Source organism: Streptomyces sp. NPDC048057, assembly GCF_040653095.1.
Lineage (GTDB): Bacteria > Actinomycetota > Actinomycetes > Streptomycetales > Streptomycetaceae > Streptomyces.
In genome coordinates this window covers 57,219-73,657 of sequence record NZ_JBEZNF010000015.1, presented here as the reverse complement: position 1 = coordinate 73,657, position 16,439 = coordinate 57,219, and the positions used below count along the sequence as shown (strand labels likewise).

Genomic DNA, 16,439 nt, shown 5'->3' with positions numbered 1-16,439 from the left:
TCATCCACTTCCGGAAAGGGCGCCGGCACCGGTGAGGAAGTCCAGGTGCCTGCGCAGCATTCGCTCGTCGGCCGGGGGGAACTCCACCCCCGCCTCGGCCGCGGCGGCCCAGGTGCGGGAGCAGTCGAACCGCGGGTGCGGGCGGGGTCGTTCGGGCAGGGAGAAGGCGAGCGGGGCGAAGGGCCCGGCCGGATCGGTGAGCATCCGCTCCCGCCATGGGTGGTACGGCACCACCTCGGTCGGGTGACCGGCCGAGGTGAGGGCGGCGGCGAGGGCGGCACGGGTGAGGCCGCCGTCGCCGTGGTAGTGGTGGTCCCGGCAGAGGTGGTTCGGGTCCTGTGAGAGCGCGACGATCGCCGCGGCCACCGTGTCCACGGGCACCATGTCCAGCACCTCGGCGGTTTCGGGGACGGCGCCCGCGGCGACGCATCCGGTGAGCCAGCGGCTGAATGCGGAGCGCGGGTCGGCGGCGCCGGTGGCGGTGTCGCCGACGATGGCCGCGATGCGGTGGATCGATACGGACAGGCCGTGGCCGCGGGCGGCGGCGGCCATGGTGTCGGCCACCCATTTGCTGAGGTCGTAACCGCTGGTGAGTCCGCTCGGATCGGTGGGAGCGTCGGCCTCGGTGACGACGCGGCCGTCGTAGGCGTCACCGAGGAAGACGCCGAGGGTGGAGATCAGGTGCAGCGGGGCGCCGCTGTCGCCGGCCAGGCGCAGGATCGCGGCGGTGGCGTCGACGTGGGCGGGTTTGAGGGCGCTGTAGGGCGCGGCGAAGTGCGGCACGGCGGCGTTGTGGTAGATCGCGTCCACGGTCGTGAGGACGTCGTGATCCGCTGTGGACAGACCGAGGCCGGGTGCGGACAGGTCGCCGGGGACCGGGATCACGCGGTCGCCGACCGGCAGCCGGTCGATCGAGCTCTGGCGGACGAGGCAGTGGATCCGGGCGTCGGTCCGGGCCAGGAGCTGGTCGAGGAGGTGGCGGCCGAGGAAGCCGGTGGCGCCGGTGAGCAGGATCCGGCGCGGCGTGCCGGCCGCGGGGACGCCGGGTGGGGGGACGGTGCGCAGACGGACGTCGGGTGGGGGGACGGCGTCGGCGCGCAACCGGTCGACCGTGGGCAGGTCCGCCGAGGTGCCGTCATCGATGGCTGCCGCGAACGCCGCCACGGTGGAGGCGGTGAACAGGGTGCGCATCGGCACCGTGACGCCGAGGCGGTCGCGGACGGCGGCGAGGACGTGGGCGGCCATGAGCGAGTGCCCGCCCATGGCGAAGAAGTCCGCGGTGCGGCCCACGCCGGACTGGTCGAGCACGGTGGCCCAGATGGCGGCGACGGCCCGCTCCGTGGCGGTCCGGGGCGGATCCGCCGGGACGGTGAGGTCGGTGGGGGGTTCCGGGAGGGCGGAGGTGTCGACCTTGCCGGTGCTCTTGGTCGGCAGGGCGTCGAGGACGACCACGGTGTCCGGCACGAGGTGCGCGGGCAGGCGGTCGGCGCAGAAGGCGCGCAGGCCGGAAGCGTCCGGGACGGGGGCCCGGGAGTCGGGGGTGGTCGGATCGGTTGCGTTCGGGGTGGGTGGGGTCGAGGTCGGGGCGCCGACGTAGCCGATGAGGCGGTCGCCCCTGGCCACCACCACGGCCTCCGCGACGGCCGGGTGCGTGGCGAGCACGGCCGCCACCTCCCCCGGCTCCACCCGGTTGCCGCGGATCTTGACCTGGTCGTCGGCCCGGCCGACGAAGTCGAGCGTGCCCTGCGGGTTCAGCCGAGCGAGGTCGCCGGTCCGGTACATGCGGGCGCCGGGGTGGTCGCCGTACGGGTCGGCGAAGAACGCCGCGGCGGTCGCGGCCGGGTTCCCCCGGTACCCCCGGGCGGGCGCCGTCCCTCCGATGTAGACCTCGCCGACCACGCCGACGGGCACCCGGCGCAGGGCCCGGTCGAGGAGGTGGACGCGGACGTTGTGCAGCGGGCGGCCGATCGGCAGCCGGGTGGGGTGCTCACGGCCGTCGACGGTGCGATGGCTGGTCGCGCAGACGGTGGCTTCCGTCGGGCCGTAGTGGTTGTGGAGGGGAATGCCGTGCTTCGCCCATGCGCGGACGGTCGCCGCCGGGACGATGTCGCCGCCGACCATCATGATCTCCAACGGGAGGCGTTCCCCGGCGAGATCGGCCACCCAGCGCTGCCACAGGGGAGCCGCCGTGTCCACCGCGGACAGTCGGTGCTCGACGCAGAGCCCTAGGAGGTCCGTTCCGGTGAGGCCGCCCGGGTCGGGGTGGATGACCAGGGTGGCCCCGGCCGCGAGGACCGGGAAGATGTCGCCGAACGCGGCGTCGAAGTGCGGGGGCGGGACCATGAGGAGGCGGTGCGCGGCGGTGAGCCCGTGTTCGGCGATGAACGCGGTGGTGAGGTTGAGGAGCGTGTCGTGCTGCACCTCGACGCCCTTGGGTTCGCCGGTGGAGCCGGAGGTGTGGACGACGTAGGCGAGTTGGGACGGATGGACGGGCGTGGGTTCGTGGTGGCCTGCCGCCGGGAGGGCGTCGCGGGTCAGGACGGTCCTCGCACCGCTGGCGGTGATCAGGGCGTGTTGGCGGGAGGGCGGCTGGGCCGGGTCGAGGGGGACGAAGCAGCCGCCCGCCTTGAGCACGCCGAGGATCGCGATGATCGCGTCGGCGCTGGACGGGATGGCGATCGCGACCGGGTCCTCGCTCCGGATGCCGGCGTCGCGCAGGTGGCGGGCGACGGCTGAGGATCTGCGGTCCAGGTCGCGGTAGGTGAGGGGGGCGGCGGCGAGGTCGAGGACGGCGGTGGCGTCGGGGGTGCGGGCGGTGCGGGCCGCGATCAGGTCCACGACGGTCGTGGCGGCCGGTCGAGTGCGGACGGCCGGGCCGGCGGACCGGGTGTCCGGCCCATCGGGGGAAGCCGGCTCGGGCCGGGTGTGGAGGGTGGTGTGGACGGCGCGGTCGGCCGGGGACAACAGGTCCAGGTGGGACAGGGGAAGACCGGGGTGGCGGGTCACGGCCTCCATGACCGCCAGCACCTGGTCGGCGATCCCGGTGATCGTGTCCGCCTCGTACCGGTCGGTGCGGTAGTCGATGAGGGCGGGCCAGTCGCGTTCGCGTTCCCTGATGTGGAGGGTCAGGTCGAAACGGCTGGTGGCGCGGTCGATCGGCAGCGGGGTGGTGGTCAGGCCGGTGAAGGTGACGGGGGCCGTCTCGCGGTTGAGGACCAGCATCGTCCGGAACAGGGGGTGGTCCTCGCGCGGGGCGGGGACCGTGGTGAGGATGTCGGCCAGGGAGACGTCGGCGTGGTCCATCGCGTCGGCCACCACCCCGGTGGCGTCGGCGAGCAGGTCGCGGGGGGTGGCTCGACGGTTCGTGCGGAGCCGGAGCGGGAGGGTCGTGACGAACATGCCGATCACGTCGTCCCGCCCGGCCGGGCGGGTGCTGACCGGGGCGCCGACGACGAGGTCGTCACCACCGTCCCGGGTGGCGGAGACGATGGCGAAGACGGCGAGGAGACCGGCGAAGGTGGTGGCCCGCTCGCCCCGGCACCAGGTGGCGAACCGGCGGGCGAGCCCGGCCGGGACGGTGAACCGGTGGGTGGCACCGGGGGCAGCGCCCGCACGGCGGGGGTGGGTCGGGCCCGGGTCGGATTCCGGGTGCGGCGATCCGCCGGACGTGGCGGCCCGGGCCGTGCCGTACGGGTGGTCCGGCGCGGGTCCGGAGGCAGGCGGGGCGTCGCGGAGCGTTTCGGCCCAGAAGTCGATGGTTCGCTGACGTGGACCCACGGCTGCCGGCGCGGGGATCGGCAGCCCCGGTGCGCTGGTCTTCGTGCCGAGCGCGGCCCGCGGCCCCTGGACGTTCGTGGCACCGGACCGGGGTGAGGAGGTCGGATCCGCGGTCGCCAGGGTCGTCAGCAGGATCGACATCGACGTGTCGTCGCAGATGATGTGGTGAGCGGTGATGGCCAGGAGGTGGGTCGTGGGGGCGGTTCTGATCAGGTGGGCTCGCGCCAACGGGCGCCGGGCCAGGTCGAAGGGGTGGTCGGCGTCCCGGGCGGCCAGGCGTTCGGCCTGCGGCCACGGGTCCGCGTGCGCGCTCAGGTCGGTGGTGCGCCAGGCCCTCGCCGTCAGCTCGTCCGTGTAGGGCGCCGCACTCAGCTGCGGGGTGTCGTCATGGACGACGATCGCCGATCGCAGGACGGGATGGGTGGCCAGGGTGTGGGCGAACCTGGCGCGCAGGTCCGTCTCGTCGAGCGCACCCTCCAACCGGAACGCGGCGTGCACGACGTAGGCGCCGTCGTCCTGGCCCGCCTGGTGGATGATCCACAGTCCGTGCTGCGGGCCGGACAGCCGTCCCGGTGGAGCGGGCACCACCGCCCCCGACGTGTCCGAGTCGTCGGGGATCGCCACAGCGTCGGAACGGCCCTGGCCCGCGTCGATCGCGGCGGCCAGCGCGGCGACGGTGGGGCTGGCGAACAGGGTTCTGATCGTCACCTCCACGCCGATCGACGCCCGGATCTCGGCGACGGCCTTCACTGCCCCCAGGGAATGGCCGCCGGACAGGAAGAAGTCGTCGTCGCGGCTCACCGGGCGAGCCAGCAGACGCGCGAAGATCTCCGCGATCGTGGTCTCCAGACCCGGGTGGGGACCGGCGGCGACGACGTCCTCCGCCGGTGGCGGCAGAGCGCGTACGTTCAGCTTTCCGGAGGTGGTCAACGGGAACGCGTCCACGGACACCATCGCCGACGGCACCAGGTAGGCGGGAAGGACACGGCTCAGCCGCTCCCGCACCCTCGGCCAGCGGGGCCGCCCGGCGGCCGGGATCACATAGGCCACCAGACGGTCACCGTCACCGGCCACGCGGGCGTCGGCGACCTCCGGGTCCGCCCGCAGCGCCGCCTCCACCTCGGCCGGTTCCACCCGGTGACCACGCACCTTGAGCTGCGCGTCCACCCGCCCGACGAACTCCACGACACCGTCCGGCCGGCGCCGCGCCAGGTCGCCCGTCGCGTACATGCGCGCGCCGGGGACCGGTGAGAACGGGTCGGCGACGAACCTCGTCGCCGACCGGCCGGGCGCACCGAGGTAACCGCGCGCCAGCGGGAAACCGCCCAGGTACACCTCGCCGACCACGTCGTCGTCGACCGGTCGCAGGCCCGCGTTCAGCAGATGCACGGCCACGCCGTCGAGCGGGTCGCCGATGCCGAACCGGCGGCCCGGGTGCACCCGTTCGGCGGTCGACCAGATCGTCGTCTCGGTCGGGCCGTACGTGTTCCACAGCTCGGCTCCGCCCAGCGATCCGGCGAGCTCCGGCGTGAGCACCTCCCCGATCGACACCCGCAGCCGCACGCACTCCGGCACGCCCCCGGCGGCCACCAGCACCGCCCACACCGACGGGGTGACCTGGACGACCGTGACCGCTTCGGCCGTCAGACGCCGCGCCAGCGCCGGACCGTCCACGACGGTCTCCGGCGGTACCGCCACCACCCGGGCGCCCACCGTCAGCGGCGCCACCAGTTCCCACACCGAGATGTCGAACGCCGGGGAGGTCATGGCTGCCACCGCGTCCCCGGCGTCCAGCCCCACCAACGCCGTCGACCGGGCCAGCATCCCGGCCACCGCGCGGTGCGGCACGCCCACCGCCTTCGGGCGGCCGGTCGACCCGGACGTGTGGAGCACGTACGCCAGTGACTCGGGGGTGATGCCGGGATCGACGCGCTCGAACTCGTCCGGCAGGTCCGGGATCTCGGTCAGCACGACGCGGGCGGCGTCGGTGACGGCCCGGCGCCTCGGCTCGGGCCACAACGGTTCCACCGGCACGTACACCGCGCCCGCCCGCCAGATCCCGAGGACGGCCACCACCAGGTCCGTGCCGCGCGGCAGGTCCACCGCGACCCACGCCTCCGGCCCGGCGCCCTTCGCCCGCAGCACCGAGGCCAGCGCCGCCGAACGGCGCTCCAGCTCGGCGTAGGACAACTCACCCACCGCGAGGCCGTCCGTGCCGAACCGGATCAGCTCCAGCACGGTCGACGGCGCCGGAGCACCGGCCGGTCCGGCCACCGACGCGGCGACCGTCGAAGGACCTGCCGTCAACGCCGACAAGCGGCGGTCGGGGTCGGCGCACGCACGGTCCAGCAGGGCCAGCAGCCGCCCGGCGAAACCGTCGACCGTCGCACCGTCGAACAGGTCCGTGTCGTGCTCGGTGACCACGGCCATCTCCGCGCCGCCGGACTCCACCATCAGGGTGAGGTCGACGTCGGCCGTGCCCGTGTCCGGCGGCATCCGGTCGGCCCGCACACCGGGGAGCGCCACCTCGGGCGGGTCCTGCATCACGAGGTGCGCCTGGCACAGCGGTGCGTGGCTCGGGTCGCGGGAGGCGCCGACCGCCTCGACGATCCGGTCGAACGGGACTGTCGCGCCGCCCAGTCCCGCCGCGACCGCGCGGCGGGCCCCGGCCACCAGCTCGCGGAACGTCGGATCGCCGCCGATGTCCATCCGCAACGGCACCGGGTTCACGAACATTCCGACGACGCCGGCGAACTCCGGCCCCGGCCGCCCGGACACCAGGGTGGCGACGACCACGTCGTCCTGACCCGCCGTCGTGCCCAGCGTGGCGGCGTACGCGGCCTGCAGCACGACGAACCGGGTGGCGCGCGTGGCGCGGGCGAGCGCGTCGACCCGTGCGGTGAGTCCCTCGGGGACGGCGTGGCGGCGCAGCTCCCCGCGGAAGGCGCGCATCCTCGGGCGGGGTCGGTCGGTGGGCAGGGTGAGCAGGTCCGGCGCACCGTCCAGCTCGGACACCCGGTGGGACGGGTCGTGGTCGATGACGTCCGGCGGGGCTCCGGGATCCGGCAGTGGACGGGCGGGGTCGGCGTACAGGGCGCTGATCTCCGTGCACAGCACCGACAGTGACGTGCCGTCGACGACCGCGTGATGCGTGTTGATCACCAGTACGTGGTCGGTCGGCGTGATCCGGCCCAGCCGGACCCTGAACAACGGCCCGGTGCGCAGGTCGAACGGCTCCCGTGCGGCCTGCGCCGCGAACGCCGCGGCGGCTGCGTCTGCGGCTGGCACCGCCCGCACCACGACGTCCGCGGCGCCCACCGGGCCCACCCGCTCGACCGGCTCGCCGTCGACCTCGTCGAACGTCGTTCGCAGCACCGGGTGCCGGGCGAGCACCAGATCCGCCGCGCGTTGGAGCGCGTCCACCGACACGGGGCCGGTCAACCGGAACACCGCCGGGTTGTTGTGCAGGGGCGCGCCGTCGGCGAACGCCTCCAGGAACCACAGTCGTCGGGCCCCGGGCGGGAGCGAGGCCGTCATCGGTACGCTCCCCGATCTCCGAACCGGCTCCGGTACGCCGCCAGATGCTCCGGATCCGCCCGCAGGAACGGCGCGTCGGCGGCCACCATGTGCCGCACCGCCAGCAACGGCAGCGGGCTGCGCAACGGCCGGAAGTCCGCGTTCCACAGACCGGGCACGGACGGCGGACCCGGGTGGAACTCACCGATCATCAGGCCGCGTTCGACGAACCCGGGCTTCAGCTCCCGCTGCGTGCGGTCGATCTCCCCGGGCGTCACGTCCGGCAGCACCACCAGGACCGTCCGGAACCGGGCCTGCGGTCCCTCACGCGGCGGCAGGTCGGGGAACCAGTCGCGGTAGGCGGTCATCACCGCCCGCAGGTCCGGCCGTCCGGGGTGTACGGCGAGGAAGAGCCCGCCCCGTTCCAGCGAGATGGCCGTGTACGGGCAGACGTCGCCGCCCCGCCCCAGATCGGGGTGCGGTCGGCACAGGTAGGACCGCGCCCACTCCAGCACCACCTCGGCGGCGGCAGGCAGGTCCGGGTGGTCCGGCTCGAACAGCACGACGTCACCCGCCGGATGGCTCAACATCTCCCGCTCCGCTTCCGCCGCACCGCAACGAGCAACGCGACTCCGCCGAGCCCGACGAGCGAACCGAGGAGGCGGTCCTGGCGGCGGGCCCGGGCGAGCGCATCGCCGTACGGGAGGCTGCTGTGGCTGATCATCGCGTACAGCGTCCGCCACCCTGGCAGCAGGCGGCCGAGCGCGAAGTCGATCTTCTTGCGGGCCAGGAACACCGGTGACCGCACCCGGTCCCGCAGCTCCACGAAGTTGCGCGCCGACAACTCGGCGAGCACGTCGGTGTGCGGGCGGCGGCGGGCCTCGAACGCGGCGAGCGCTTCGTCCGGGGCGTGCTCGGCGAGACACGCGTCGAGCACCGCGCAGTCCTCGAACGCGGCGTTCATCCCCTGGCCGTAGAACGGGAACACGGCGTGCGCGGCGTCGCCGACGAGGACGACGCGGTCGTGCTGCCACGGCGCGGTGCGCACCGACACCAGGCGGCCCGGCTCGTGCGCGAGGAACTGCGTGACCAGGTCCGGCACCAGATCGGTCAGGTCGCCGAACTCCTCGGCCAGGAACGCCCCGGCCCGCGCCGGGTCGCACAGCCCCAGGAAACCGGTGTCGCCGTCGAACGGCAGGAACACGGTGCCGGTCAGCGAGCCGTCCGGGTTGGGGTGTGCCACCACCAGTCCCCGCCTGCTCGGCCACACGTGCAACGCCTCCGGTCGGTCGACGGCCGGGATGGTGAACTCCCGGTAGCCCCAGTCCAGGTGCGTCTGGTGGAACTCGGCGCCCGCCCGGCGGTGCAGGTGCGCGCGCACGGTCGAGTACGCGCCGTCCGCGCCGACGACGAGGTCCGCCGAGAACGTCCGGGCCGGGGTCCGCACCTCGGTACCGGCCAGGCCGGTGACGCGGTGCCCGAACCACAGCCGCACTCGGGGAACCGATGCGGCGGCGTCGAGCAGGGCGATGTTGAGGTCGTGGCGGCGGACCGAGTGCAGCACCTCGGTGTCGTCCGCGCCGTAGGGCTGGTAGGTGACCCGGCCGCCGTGGTGGACGATCCGTCCGCGCATGGGAACGGCTGTGGCCAGGGCCGCCTCCAGGAGGCCGATGTCGCGCAACGCCGCCCGCCCGCGTTCGGAGAGCCCGACGCTGATCGACGCGGCGTCCGGGCCGTTCGTGTCGCGCGGGTCGCCGCGCCGCTCCACCACGTCCACCTGGTGGCCGCGGCGGGCCAGCCGGATCGCCAGCATGGTGCCGGCCATGCCCGCCCCGACGATGACGACGTTCATGTCCGGCCCCTGACCGAGTCCATCGAGGCCACCGCGTCCAGCGCGGACAGGGCTTTGGCGAGATCGGCGGGTGTGGAGGCGTCGAACACGGTGGCCACGGACGCGTCCACGGCCAGTTCGACCCGGATCCGGCTGACCAGCGCGGTGGCCATGAGCGAGGTGCCGCCGAGGGCGAAGAAGTCGTCGTCCGGCGCGATCGAATCCACCGACAGCACCTCGGCGAACAACCGGGCGAGGTCGTCGGCGAGCGCGCCCGACCCCCGCGGCGCTGGCTCGGCGAACGCGGCCCGGTCCAGTTTTCCGTTGGGGGTCAACGGGAAGTGCCCGACCACCTCGATCGTGTCCGGGACGAGGTGGGCCGGCAGCCGCTGGGCGAGGTGCGCGCGCAGGTCCGGCACGCGCGCCCCGCGCGGCACCACGTAGCCCACCAGATAGGCGCCGAGCGGTCCGGAGCGGGCGACGACCGCCGCCCGCGCCACCGCCGGGTGAGCGCCGAGCGCGGCCTCCACCTCAGCCGGTTCGACCCGGTAGCCGCGGATCTTCACCTGGTCGTCGGCCCGGCCGAGGAACAGCAGGTCACCGCCCGGCAGTACGCGGACCAGGTCGCCGGTGCGGAACATGCGCGATCCGGGCGGACCCCACGGGTCGGGGACGAACCGCTGCGCGGTCGGCCCGGGGCAGCCCAGATAGCCGCGCGCGACCCCGGCGCCGCCGATGTACAACTCGCCCTCGTCGGTCGGGGCGCACGTCTTGTCCAGCACCCGTAGTTCGGTGCCGGGGATCGCCGCCCCGATCGGCACCACCGGGCCGCCGGTGAGCGGTGCGCTCATGGTGGCGCACGCGGTCGTCTCGGTCGGGCCGTAGGCATTGATCATCCGGCGGCCGGCAGACCATCGGGCGACGAGGTCCGGGGCCAGCGCCTCCCCCGCGACGATCAGACAGGCGACCGAAGGCAGCGCCATGTCCGGCTGGGTGGCGAGCGCGCTCGGCGGCATGCACACGTGGGTGACGTCGTGCTCGGCGACGAACCGGGCGAACGGTCCACCGGGCAGAAGGCCCTCGGGCGGTGCGAGGACGAGCGTGGCCCCGGTGAGCAGCGCCATGCACAGGTCGGCGACGGCCACGTCGAAGCCGACCGACGCGTACTGCAGCACCCGGGCGCCCGGTCCGACACCGAAGCGGTCCCGTTGCGCCGCGACGAGACGGGCGATACCCGCGTGGGGAACGACCACGCCCTTGGGCTTTCCGGTCGAGCCGGAGGTGTAGATGACGTAGGCGGCGCACGCCGGATCGGGATCCGCCACCGGGGCGGCGGACACCGCCTCGGCCTCCAGCGCCCGCAGCTCCCCCGGCGTCAGCACCAGGGCGGGACGGGCGTCGGCGAGCAAGGCGGCCACCCGGTCCGGTGGTTGGGCGGAGTCGACCGGCAGGTACGCGGCTCCCGCGGCGAGCACGGCGACGACGGCCACCGCCATGTCCGCGCCGCGCGGGATCGCGACGGCGACGATGTCGTCCGGCCCGATCCCACGGTCCCGCAGCCCGCCCGCCACCGCGGAAGCGCGGGCGTCGAGTTCACCGTAGGAAAGCGTGCCGTCAACGGCGACAACTGCAATCGACTCCGGGGCCCGGGCGACTTGGCGCCGGAACATCCCCACCATCGTCTCGGCCGGCATGGGATTCGCCGTAACTAATCGTGCGTCCACTGCGGTTTCACACTCCGTTACCCACAGAAATCTATTTAGGGGAACGAGGGGAACTCTGTCTCATGACGCGGATCGGTGTCAACGCGGATCCGTTTTAAAGCGGATCTCCTTCAATGAAGTCGGCGAGGCGCTTACCACGACGCCCACTCGTTGCGCCCACTGCAATGGCGATTATGAGAACTTGCTCATGGAAATTTCCTCCCGCCGGTCTGTTCGGCGCTCTAGCCTGGCCAGTATCTTGTAGCCGCTTCCCGAGCCCTGATCCGTTACGCGCTGCCGAGCGTGACCACGTCGTGCTCGGAAACGGGTTGGCCCATCTGGAGGAGTTCGGATGAGCGGGACATCGCTGGGTACGCAACTGAGGGACACGCCACCGACGTTCGTGCCGGTCGACCAGTTAACCGAAACGCGCCTCGTGCGGGTCGCCGGCTCCAGTCCCGACCACGTCAGCGCGCTCGCGCAGTGCCTGGACGACCTCCCGCCGATCCTCGTGCACCGGCCGACCATGCAGGTGGTCGACGGCGTGCACCGCCTGCGCGCGGCCAAGTTGCGCGGGGACGCCACCATCGGCGTGCGGTTCGTCGACGGCACCGAGGAGGACGTGTTCCTGTTGGCCGTGAGCGCCAACGTGACCCAGGGGTTGCCGCTGACACTGGCTGACCGCACCGCCGCCGCCTCCCGGATCCTCGCGTCGCATCCGCACCTGTCGGACCGCCTGGTCGCGTCGACAGCCGGGTTGTCCACCAAGACGGTGGCCGCGATCCGGCGTTGTACAACCGGGGAAATGCCTCAGTTGAACGCCCGCCTCGGTCGCGACGGGAAAGTGCGGCCACTCGATGCCTCCCACGGACGCACGATTGCGAGTCGGGCGATTTCAAACAATCCAGATCTTTCACTGCGGGAGATCGCCCGAATCGCCGGAATATCGGTCGGCACCGCCCGGGATGTCCGGGAAAGAATGCGCCGCGGCGAGGATCCCATTCCGCCGCGACATCGCCTTTCTGCCGGCCCCCGCGCGGAAAGCAACACGCCGGAAATCAAAGCACCGGGCAACAGCACCGGCGGTGACAACGGCTCAGGCGGCACGCCTCGCGCCGAACGAGGCCGGTTCCTGCTCTCGCTGCGCGCCGATCCGTCGTTGCGGTTCTCCGAGATCGGCCGCGTGCTCCTGCGGCTGCTCGACGCCAACACCCTCGACGCCGCGCAGTGGGACCGCCTCGCCGCCGCCGTCCCCCAACGCTGGTCACCGGTCGTGGCCGACCTCGCCATGGACTACGCGGCTGACTGGTCGGCGCTCGCCTGCCGGGTCCGCGGCCAGGTCCGCGTCAGCGCGTGAGTCCGGCGCGCACGCCACGGCGATCGCCGCCGCCCCCTCGACCACCACGAACAGCGCGATCACCGGAAGCAGCGTCGACGAGTCGCCGGTGATCGCGACCGCGATCAGCGGCAGGAAGCTGGAGATCGTGACGCCCACCTGGTAGGTCACGGCGATCGCGGAGAACCGCACCATGGTCGGGAACAGGTCCACCAGGAACGCCGCCAGGCCACCGTAGATCGCGCCGTGCGCGATGGTCAGCGCGGGGATGAACACCAGGGCGACCAGCGTCGTGTCACCCGAGGACAGCCAGGCGCCCGCCGGGATCATCGCCACCACCGCGACCGCGTAGCCGAAGATCATGACCCGCTTGCGGCCGAACCGGTCGGACAGCGCGCCGAACACCGGCAGTGTCACGCACTCCCCCAGGGCCGCGATGATCAACCCGGTCAGCACGGTCGACCGCACCTCCGGCCCGGCCTTCGCCGCGTGCGCCACCAGGAACACGGTGAACATCGCGATCACCGACCCGGTGCCGAGTGAAGCGAGAATGCCGATCACCACGCGGCGCGGCCACCGCCGCAGCACCATGACCACCGGCACCCGGGCGGCGCGGTTCTCCGCCCGCGCACGCAGGAACTCCGGTGTCTCCTCGACCCCCAGCCGGACCCAGATGCCGATGCCGACCAGGACGCTCGACGCCAGGAACGGCAGCCGCCACCCCCAGGTCAGGAAGTCCTCCTCGGGCAGCTTGGAGATCAGCACGAAGGTCAGGTTGCTGCCGAACAGCGCCACCGCGAAGCCCATCGCGGGCCAGCTGCTGAGAAAGCCCCGGCGTCCGGGCGGGCCGTGTTCGGTGCTGAGTAGCACCGCGCTTCCCCACTCGCCGCCGATGCCGATGCCCTGCGCGACGCGCAACGTCACCAACAGGACCGGCGCGAGGACACCGGCCGTTTCATAGGTGGGCAGCAGGCCGATGCCGAACGTGGCGATGCCCATGACGAGCAACGTCCACACCATCATCGCCTTGCGGCCCACCCGGTCGCCGAAGTGGCCGAACAGCAGACCGCCCAGGGGGCGGGCGACGAACCCGGCCGCGTAGGTGGCGAACGACGCGAGCACACCGCCGGCAGCCGACGACCCCGGGAAGAACAGCGGGCCGAACACCAGCGCGGACGCCGTCGCGTACAGATAGAAGTCGTACCACTCGATGGCGGTGCCGATCGTGCTCGCGACCAGCACCCGGCGGACCGAACGAGGCGCCGGAGTCGCCCCTGGCGTCACGCGTCCTCATCGGACACGAGGACCCGCCCGCCGAGTTCGTGGGGGTCGGCGGCGAGGTCGTAGGCCCACACCTGACTCCCGTCCGCCTCCCAGATCACCTTGCGCCCGTCCGCCCGCACCGCGTGCAGCGCCTTCAGGTCCGGGTACTCGTCCGAGGCGGCGGCCCGCTCCTGCGGGAAGTAGGTCTCCGAGTACGCCTCGCGGGACGCCCCGGTGCCGTTCGCGAAGAACTCGGTCAGCGAGGCGCCGTCCGACGGCCGCGGGTCAAGACCGAGTTGGTCGAGCACCGTCGGCATGATGTCGACCAGCCGCACCTGGCTGTCCACGCTCGTCCCCACCGGCACCCCGGGGCCGCTGATGACCAGCGGCACGTGCTGGGTCGCGTCGAACAGCAGACAGCCGTGGCCCTCCTCGTACGGGTGGCCGAGGTCGCCGGCGTGGTCGTTGGGATACCACCCGGCCAGGTCCTCGCCGTGGTCGGAGAAGCACACCACCAGCATCGATTCCACGTCGTGGCCCATCTCGGCGATGCGGCGCAGCAGGAGCTGGACGTAGTGGTCGGTGTAGGCGACCTCGCCTTCGTACGGGTTCGCCACCTCGACGCCGACGTCCTCCGGCGGCTCGTACGGCCAGTGCGCGTCGAAGAAGTGCGCGAACAGGAAGAAGGGGGCGTCGCCGTCCAGCGACTCAAGCCAGCGGGTGGCGCGTTCGACCACCAGCGGCGCGCGCTTGAGCGCCAGCCCGCGCAGCTTCACGTCGCCGACCGACAGCGGGTCCCGGCCGTCCGGCAGCAGCGGGATCTCGTCGTCGTAGAAGTCGAAACCGCGGTCGATCCCGTACCACTTGTTCAGGCCGGGGCAGGACACCACCGCGCCGGTCGTGTACCCGGCCGCCGACAGGCACTCCGCCAGCGTCGGCACCCGCTTGTCCAGCGCTTCGCGGAACAGGTGCCTGACCCCGTGGCGGGGTGGTTGGAGCCCGGTGAACACCGTGGCGTGGCTGACCGGTGTCAGGGGGCACGACGAGATCGCCTGCGTGAAGCTGACCCCGCTCGCGCGCAGCCGCTCCACCCCGGGGTACTTCCCGGAATAGGCCACGTCGGCGCGCACGGTGTCCAGGGAGATGAACAGGACGTTCGGCTGTGTGGTCACCGGGATCCCTCGGCATTCCTCTGTCGACGCCAGCGGACCCGAAGGCTAACAACGGGCTCCCGGCGTACGACAACGACGAACAGGGCGACATGAACACCAGTGCTGAACAGCACATCCCGCCCCTACAGTTGCGTGGCGGAGCGTCCCCCGACCGTGACGCGAGGGAGAATTCACATGGCGCGCAAGTTGTCCCTGGCCCTGGAGCTGTACGCCGATGCGAACGGCACCGTCGACCAGCGCTACATCGAGCAGATGCGCAATCAAGACACCGAACCGGTGCCGACCGACCCCGCGCTGCCGAGGTTCACCCTCGTCGTCGGGCCCTCGCCGTTCACCATGCCGCGCGGTTGGGAGTTCTTCCTCACCTCACCCTACGAGGGCGCGACGTACATCTCGACCGTGCTGCACAACGCCGGGTACCCGGTGCGCATCGTCGACGTCCGCTACACCCCGAACCCGCTCCAGGCGGCGTACGAGCAGATCATCGAAGGCACCGACGTGCTCGGCATGTGCACCTTCGAGGACAACTTCCCGTTCTGTCGCGCGCTGATGGCGATGGTCCGCGAGTCGCTCCCGGACGTGCCGATCATCTGCGGCGGCTCGCTGGTCACTTCCGTTCCGTCGGTGTTCATGTCCGACACCGACTGCGACATCGCGGTGATCAGCGAGGGCGAGATCACCATCCTGGAGCTGATGGAGAGTTACGCCCGCGGCTCGTGGCAGCGGGACCTCCCGACCATCAAGGGCATCTGCTACCGGGACGAGAAGGGAAAGGCGCGCCGCACGCCGCCGCGGGGCCAGATGATGGACCTCGACGCGCTGCCCAGGATGCGGCTCGACCTGTGGCCCCAGTCGCGGTCGCCGCTCGGCATGCAGCCGCAGGTGATCTCGTCCTACAGCCGCGGCTGCAAGATGGACTGTTCCTTCTGTTACCGCACCACCCCGCAGGTGCGGGCGAAGTCGCCGGAGAAGATGGACCGCGACCTCGACTGGCTGAAGACCCAGTACGGCGTGGAGTTCTGCTTCTTCGTCGACCTCACGTTCAGCTCGCACCGCGGCCAGACCATCGAGATGTGCGACGTGATCTCCCAGCACGATCTGCGGTGGACCTGTCTGACCCGGTGCGCCGACATGGACGTGCCGCGCATCGACGCCATGCGGGAGGCGGGTGCGGACATCATCCTGTACGGCGTCGAGTCACTGGGTACCGACGTGTTGCGCGAGGCCCGCAAGGGCAGCAGCGAGAACCTGACCGTCCGCGCCATGCGCACCACGTTCGACGGCGGCGTGCGGTTCGGCTCGCTGCTCATCGTCGGTCTGCCGAACGAGACCGAGGAGTCCCTGTCGCACATGGTGCAGTTCGCCGAGCAGTACAACCACGTGACCCGGGTGAAGTACCTGTCGGCCATGCCCGGGACGACGGTGTACCAGGACGCGGTGCGGAACAAGGTCATTCGCACCGAGATCGACCACCTGAACTGGCTGTCGATCGAACAGGCACTGCACGAGGACGAGTTCCTGAACGTGAGCGGGCTGCCCGAGCAGGTCTGCCGGGACGCGTACAAGCGCGTGTACGACGCCTATCAGCCCGGCCCGGTGATGGACTTCCGGCACTGGCCGGAGCACTTCCAGTACTTCCACCCGCAGCCGGCCGACGGCACCGAGCGGTCGACGTCGTACGCCGGGACCGGCTGGCGCACGGAGTGGAGTTCCGCCGCCGCGCCCCTGGTTCCGGGTTCCGAACAGTACACCTTGGACAAGGTGGCCGACCCGGAGGTGGCCGCGGCCGGAAGCACCCTGATGGACTGCGGCGCGAAGAATCCCGCGGTCGGGGTCTGACC

Annotated in this window: 8 protein-coding genes; 2 read left to right on the top strand and 6 right to left on the bottom strand. The window is 72.4% G+C overall.

Annotation, left to right across the window (positions count from 1 at the left end):
* The 4 genes from AB0E05_RS19175 to AB0E05_RS19160 are packed head-to-tail and all read right to left on the bottom strand — an operon-like array spanning position 1 to position 10,803.
* Positions 1-7,314: an amino acid adenylation domain-containing protein gene (locus tag AB0E05_RS19175; protein WP_361964863.1), complete on the bottom strand. Its 7,314-nt coding sequence runs from the start codon at positions 7,312-7,314 to the stop codon at positions 1-3.
* Positions 7,311-7,883 carry a DUF6875 domain-containing protein gene (locus AB0E05_RS19170; protein ID WP_361964861.1) on the bottom strand — a complete coding sequence of 191 codons (573 nt, stop codon included), beginning with the start codon at positions 7,881-7,883 and terminating at the stop codon, positions 7,311-7,313. Before AB0E05_RS19170 ends, AB0E05_RS19175 begins: the two co-directional genes overlap by 4 nt.
* The gene (locus tag AB0E05_RS19165; protein WP_361964859.1) at positions 7,877-9,145 is read right to left on the bottom strand and encodes an NAD(P)/FAD-dependent oxidoreductase; all 1,269 of its coding nucleotides are present in this window, start codon (positions 9,143-9,145) and stop codon (positions 7,877-7,879) included. The genes AB0E05_RS19170 and AB0E05_RS19165 overlap by 7 nt, the downstream gene beginning before the upstream one ends.
* Complete coding sequence (locus AB0E05_RS19160; protein WP_361965117.1) at positions 9,142-10,803, bottom strand: non-ribosomal peptide synthetase; 1,662 nt, start codon at positions 10,801-10,803, stop codon at positions 9,142-9,144. The genes AB0E05_RS19165 and AB0E05_RS19160 overlap by 4 nt, the downstream gene beginning before the upstream one ends.
* Before the next feature lie 376 nt (positions 10,804-11,179).
* Here AB0E05_RS19160 and AB0E05_RS19155 point away from each other — a divergent pair, with 376 nt between their 5' ends.
* On the top strand, positions 11,180-12,184 hold the full coding sequence (locus AB0E05_RS19155; RefSeq protein WP_361964857.1) for a ParB N-terminal domain-containing protein: 1,005 nt from the start codon (positions 11,180-11,182) through the stop codon (positions 12,182-12,184).
* On the opposite strand, the gene AB0E05_RS19150 is transcribed toward AB0E05_RS19155, so the two are convergent.
* Both AB0E05_RS19150 and AB0E05_RS19145 read right to left on the bottom strand, forming a co-directional pair.
* Positions 12,092-13,447 carry an MFS transporter gene (locus AB0E05_RS19150; RefSeq protein ID WP_361964855.1) on the bottom strand — a complete coding sequence of 452 codons (1,356 nt, stop codon included), beginning with the start codon at positions 13,445-13,447 and terminating at the stop codon, positions 12,092-12,094. The genes AB0E05_RS19155 and AB0E05_RS19150 overlap by 93 nt on opposite strands.
* On the bottom strand, positions 13,444-14,598 hold the full coding sequence (locus tag AB0E05_RS19145) for a sulfatase (RefSeq protein WP_361964853.1): 1,155 nt from the start codon (positions 14,596-14,598) through the stop codon (positions 13,444-13,446). Before AB0E05_RS19145 ends, AB0E05_RS19150 begins: the two co-directional genes overlap by 4 nt.
* Positions 14,599-14,772: 174 nt before the next feature.
* Here AB0E05_RS19145 and AB0E05_RS19140 point away from each other — a divergent pair, with 174 nt between their 5' ends.
* Positions 14,773-16,437, top strand: a complete 1,665-nt coding sequence (locus AB0E05_RS19140; RefSeq protein ID WP_361964851.1) for a radical SAM protein — start codon at positions 14,773-14,775, stop codon at positions 16,435-16,437.
* The last annotated feature ends 2 nt before the right edge of the window (positions 16,438-16,439 follow it).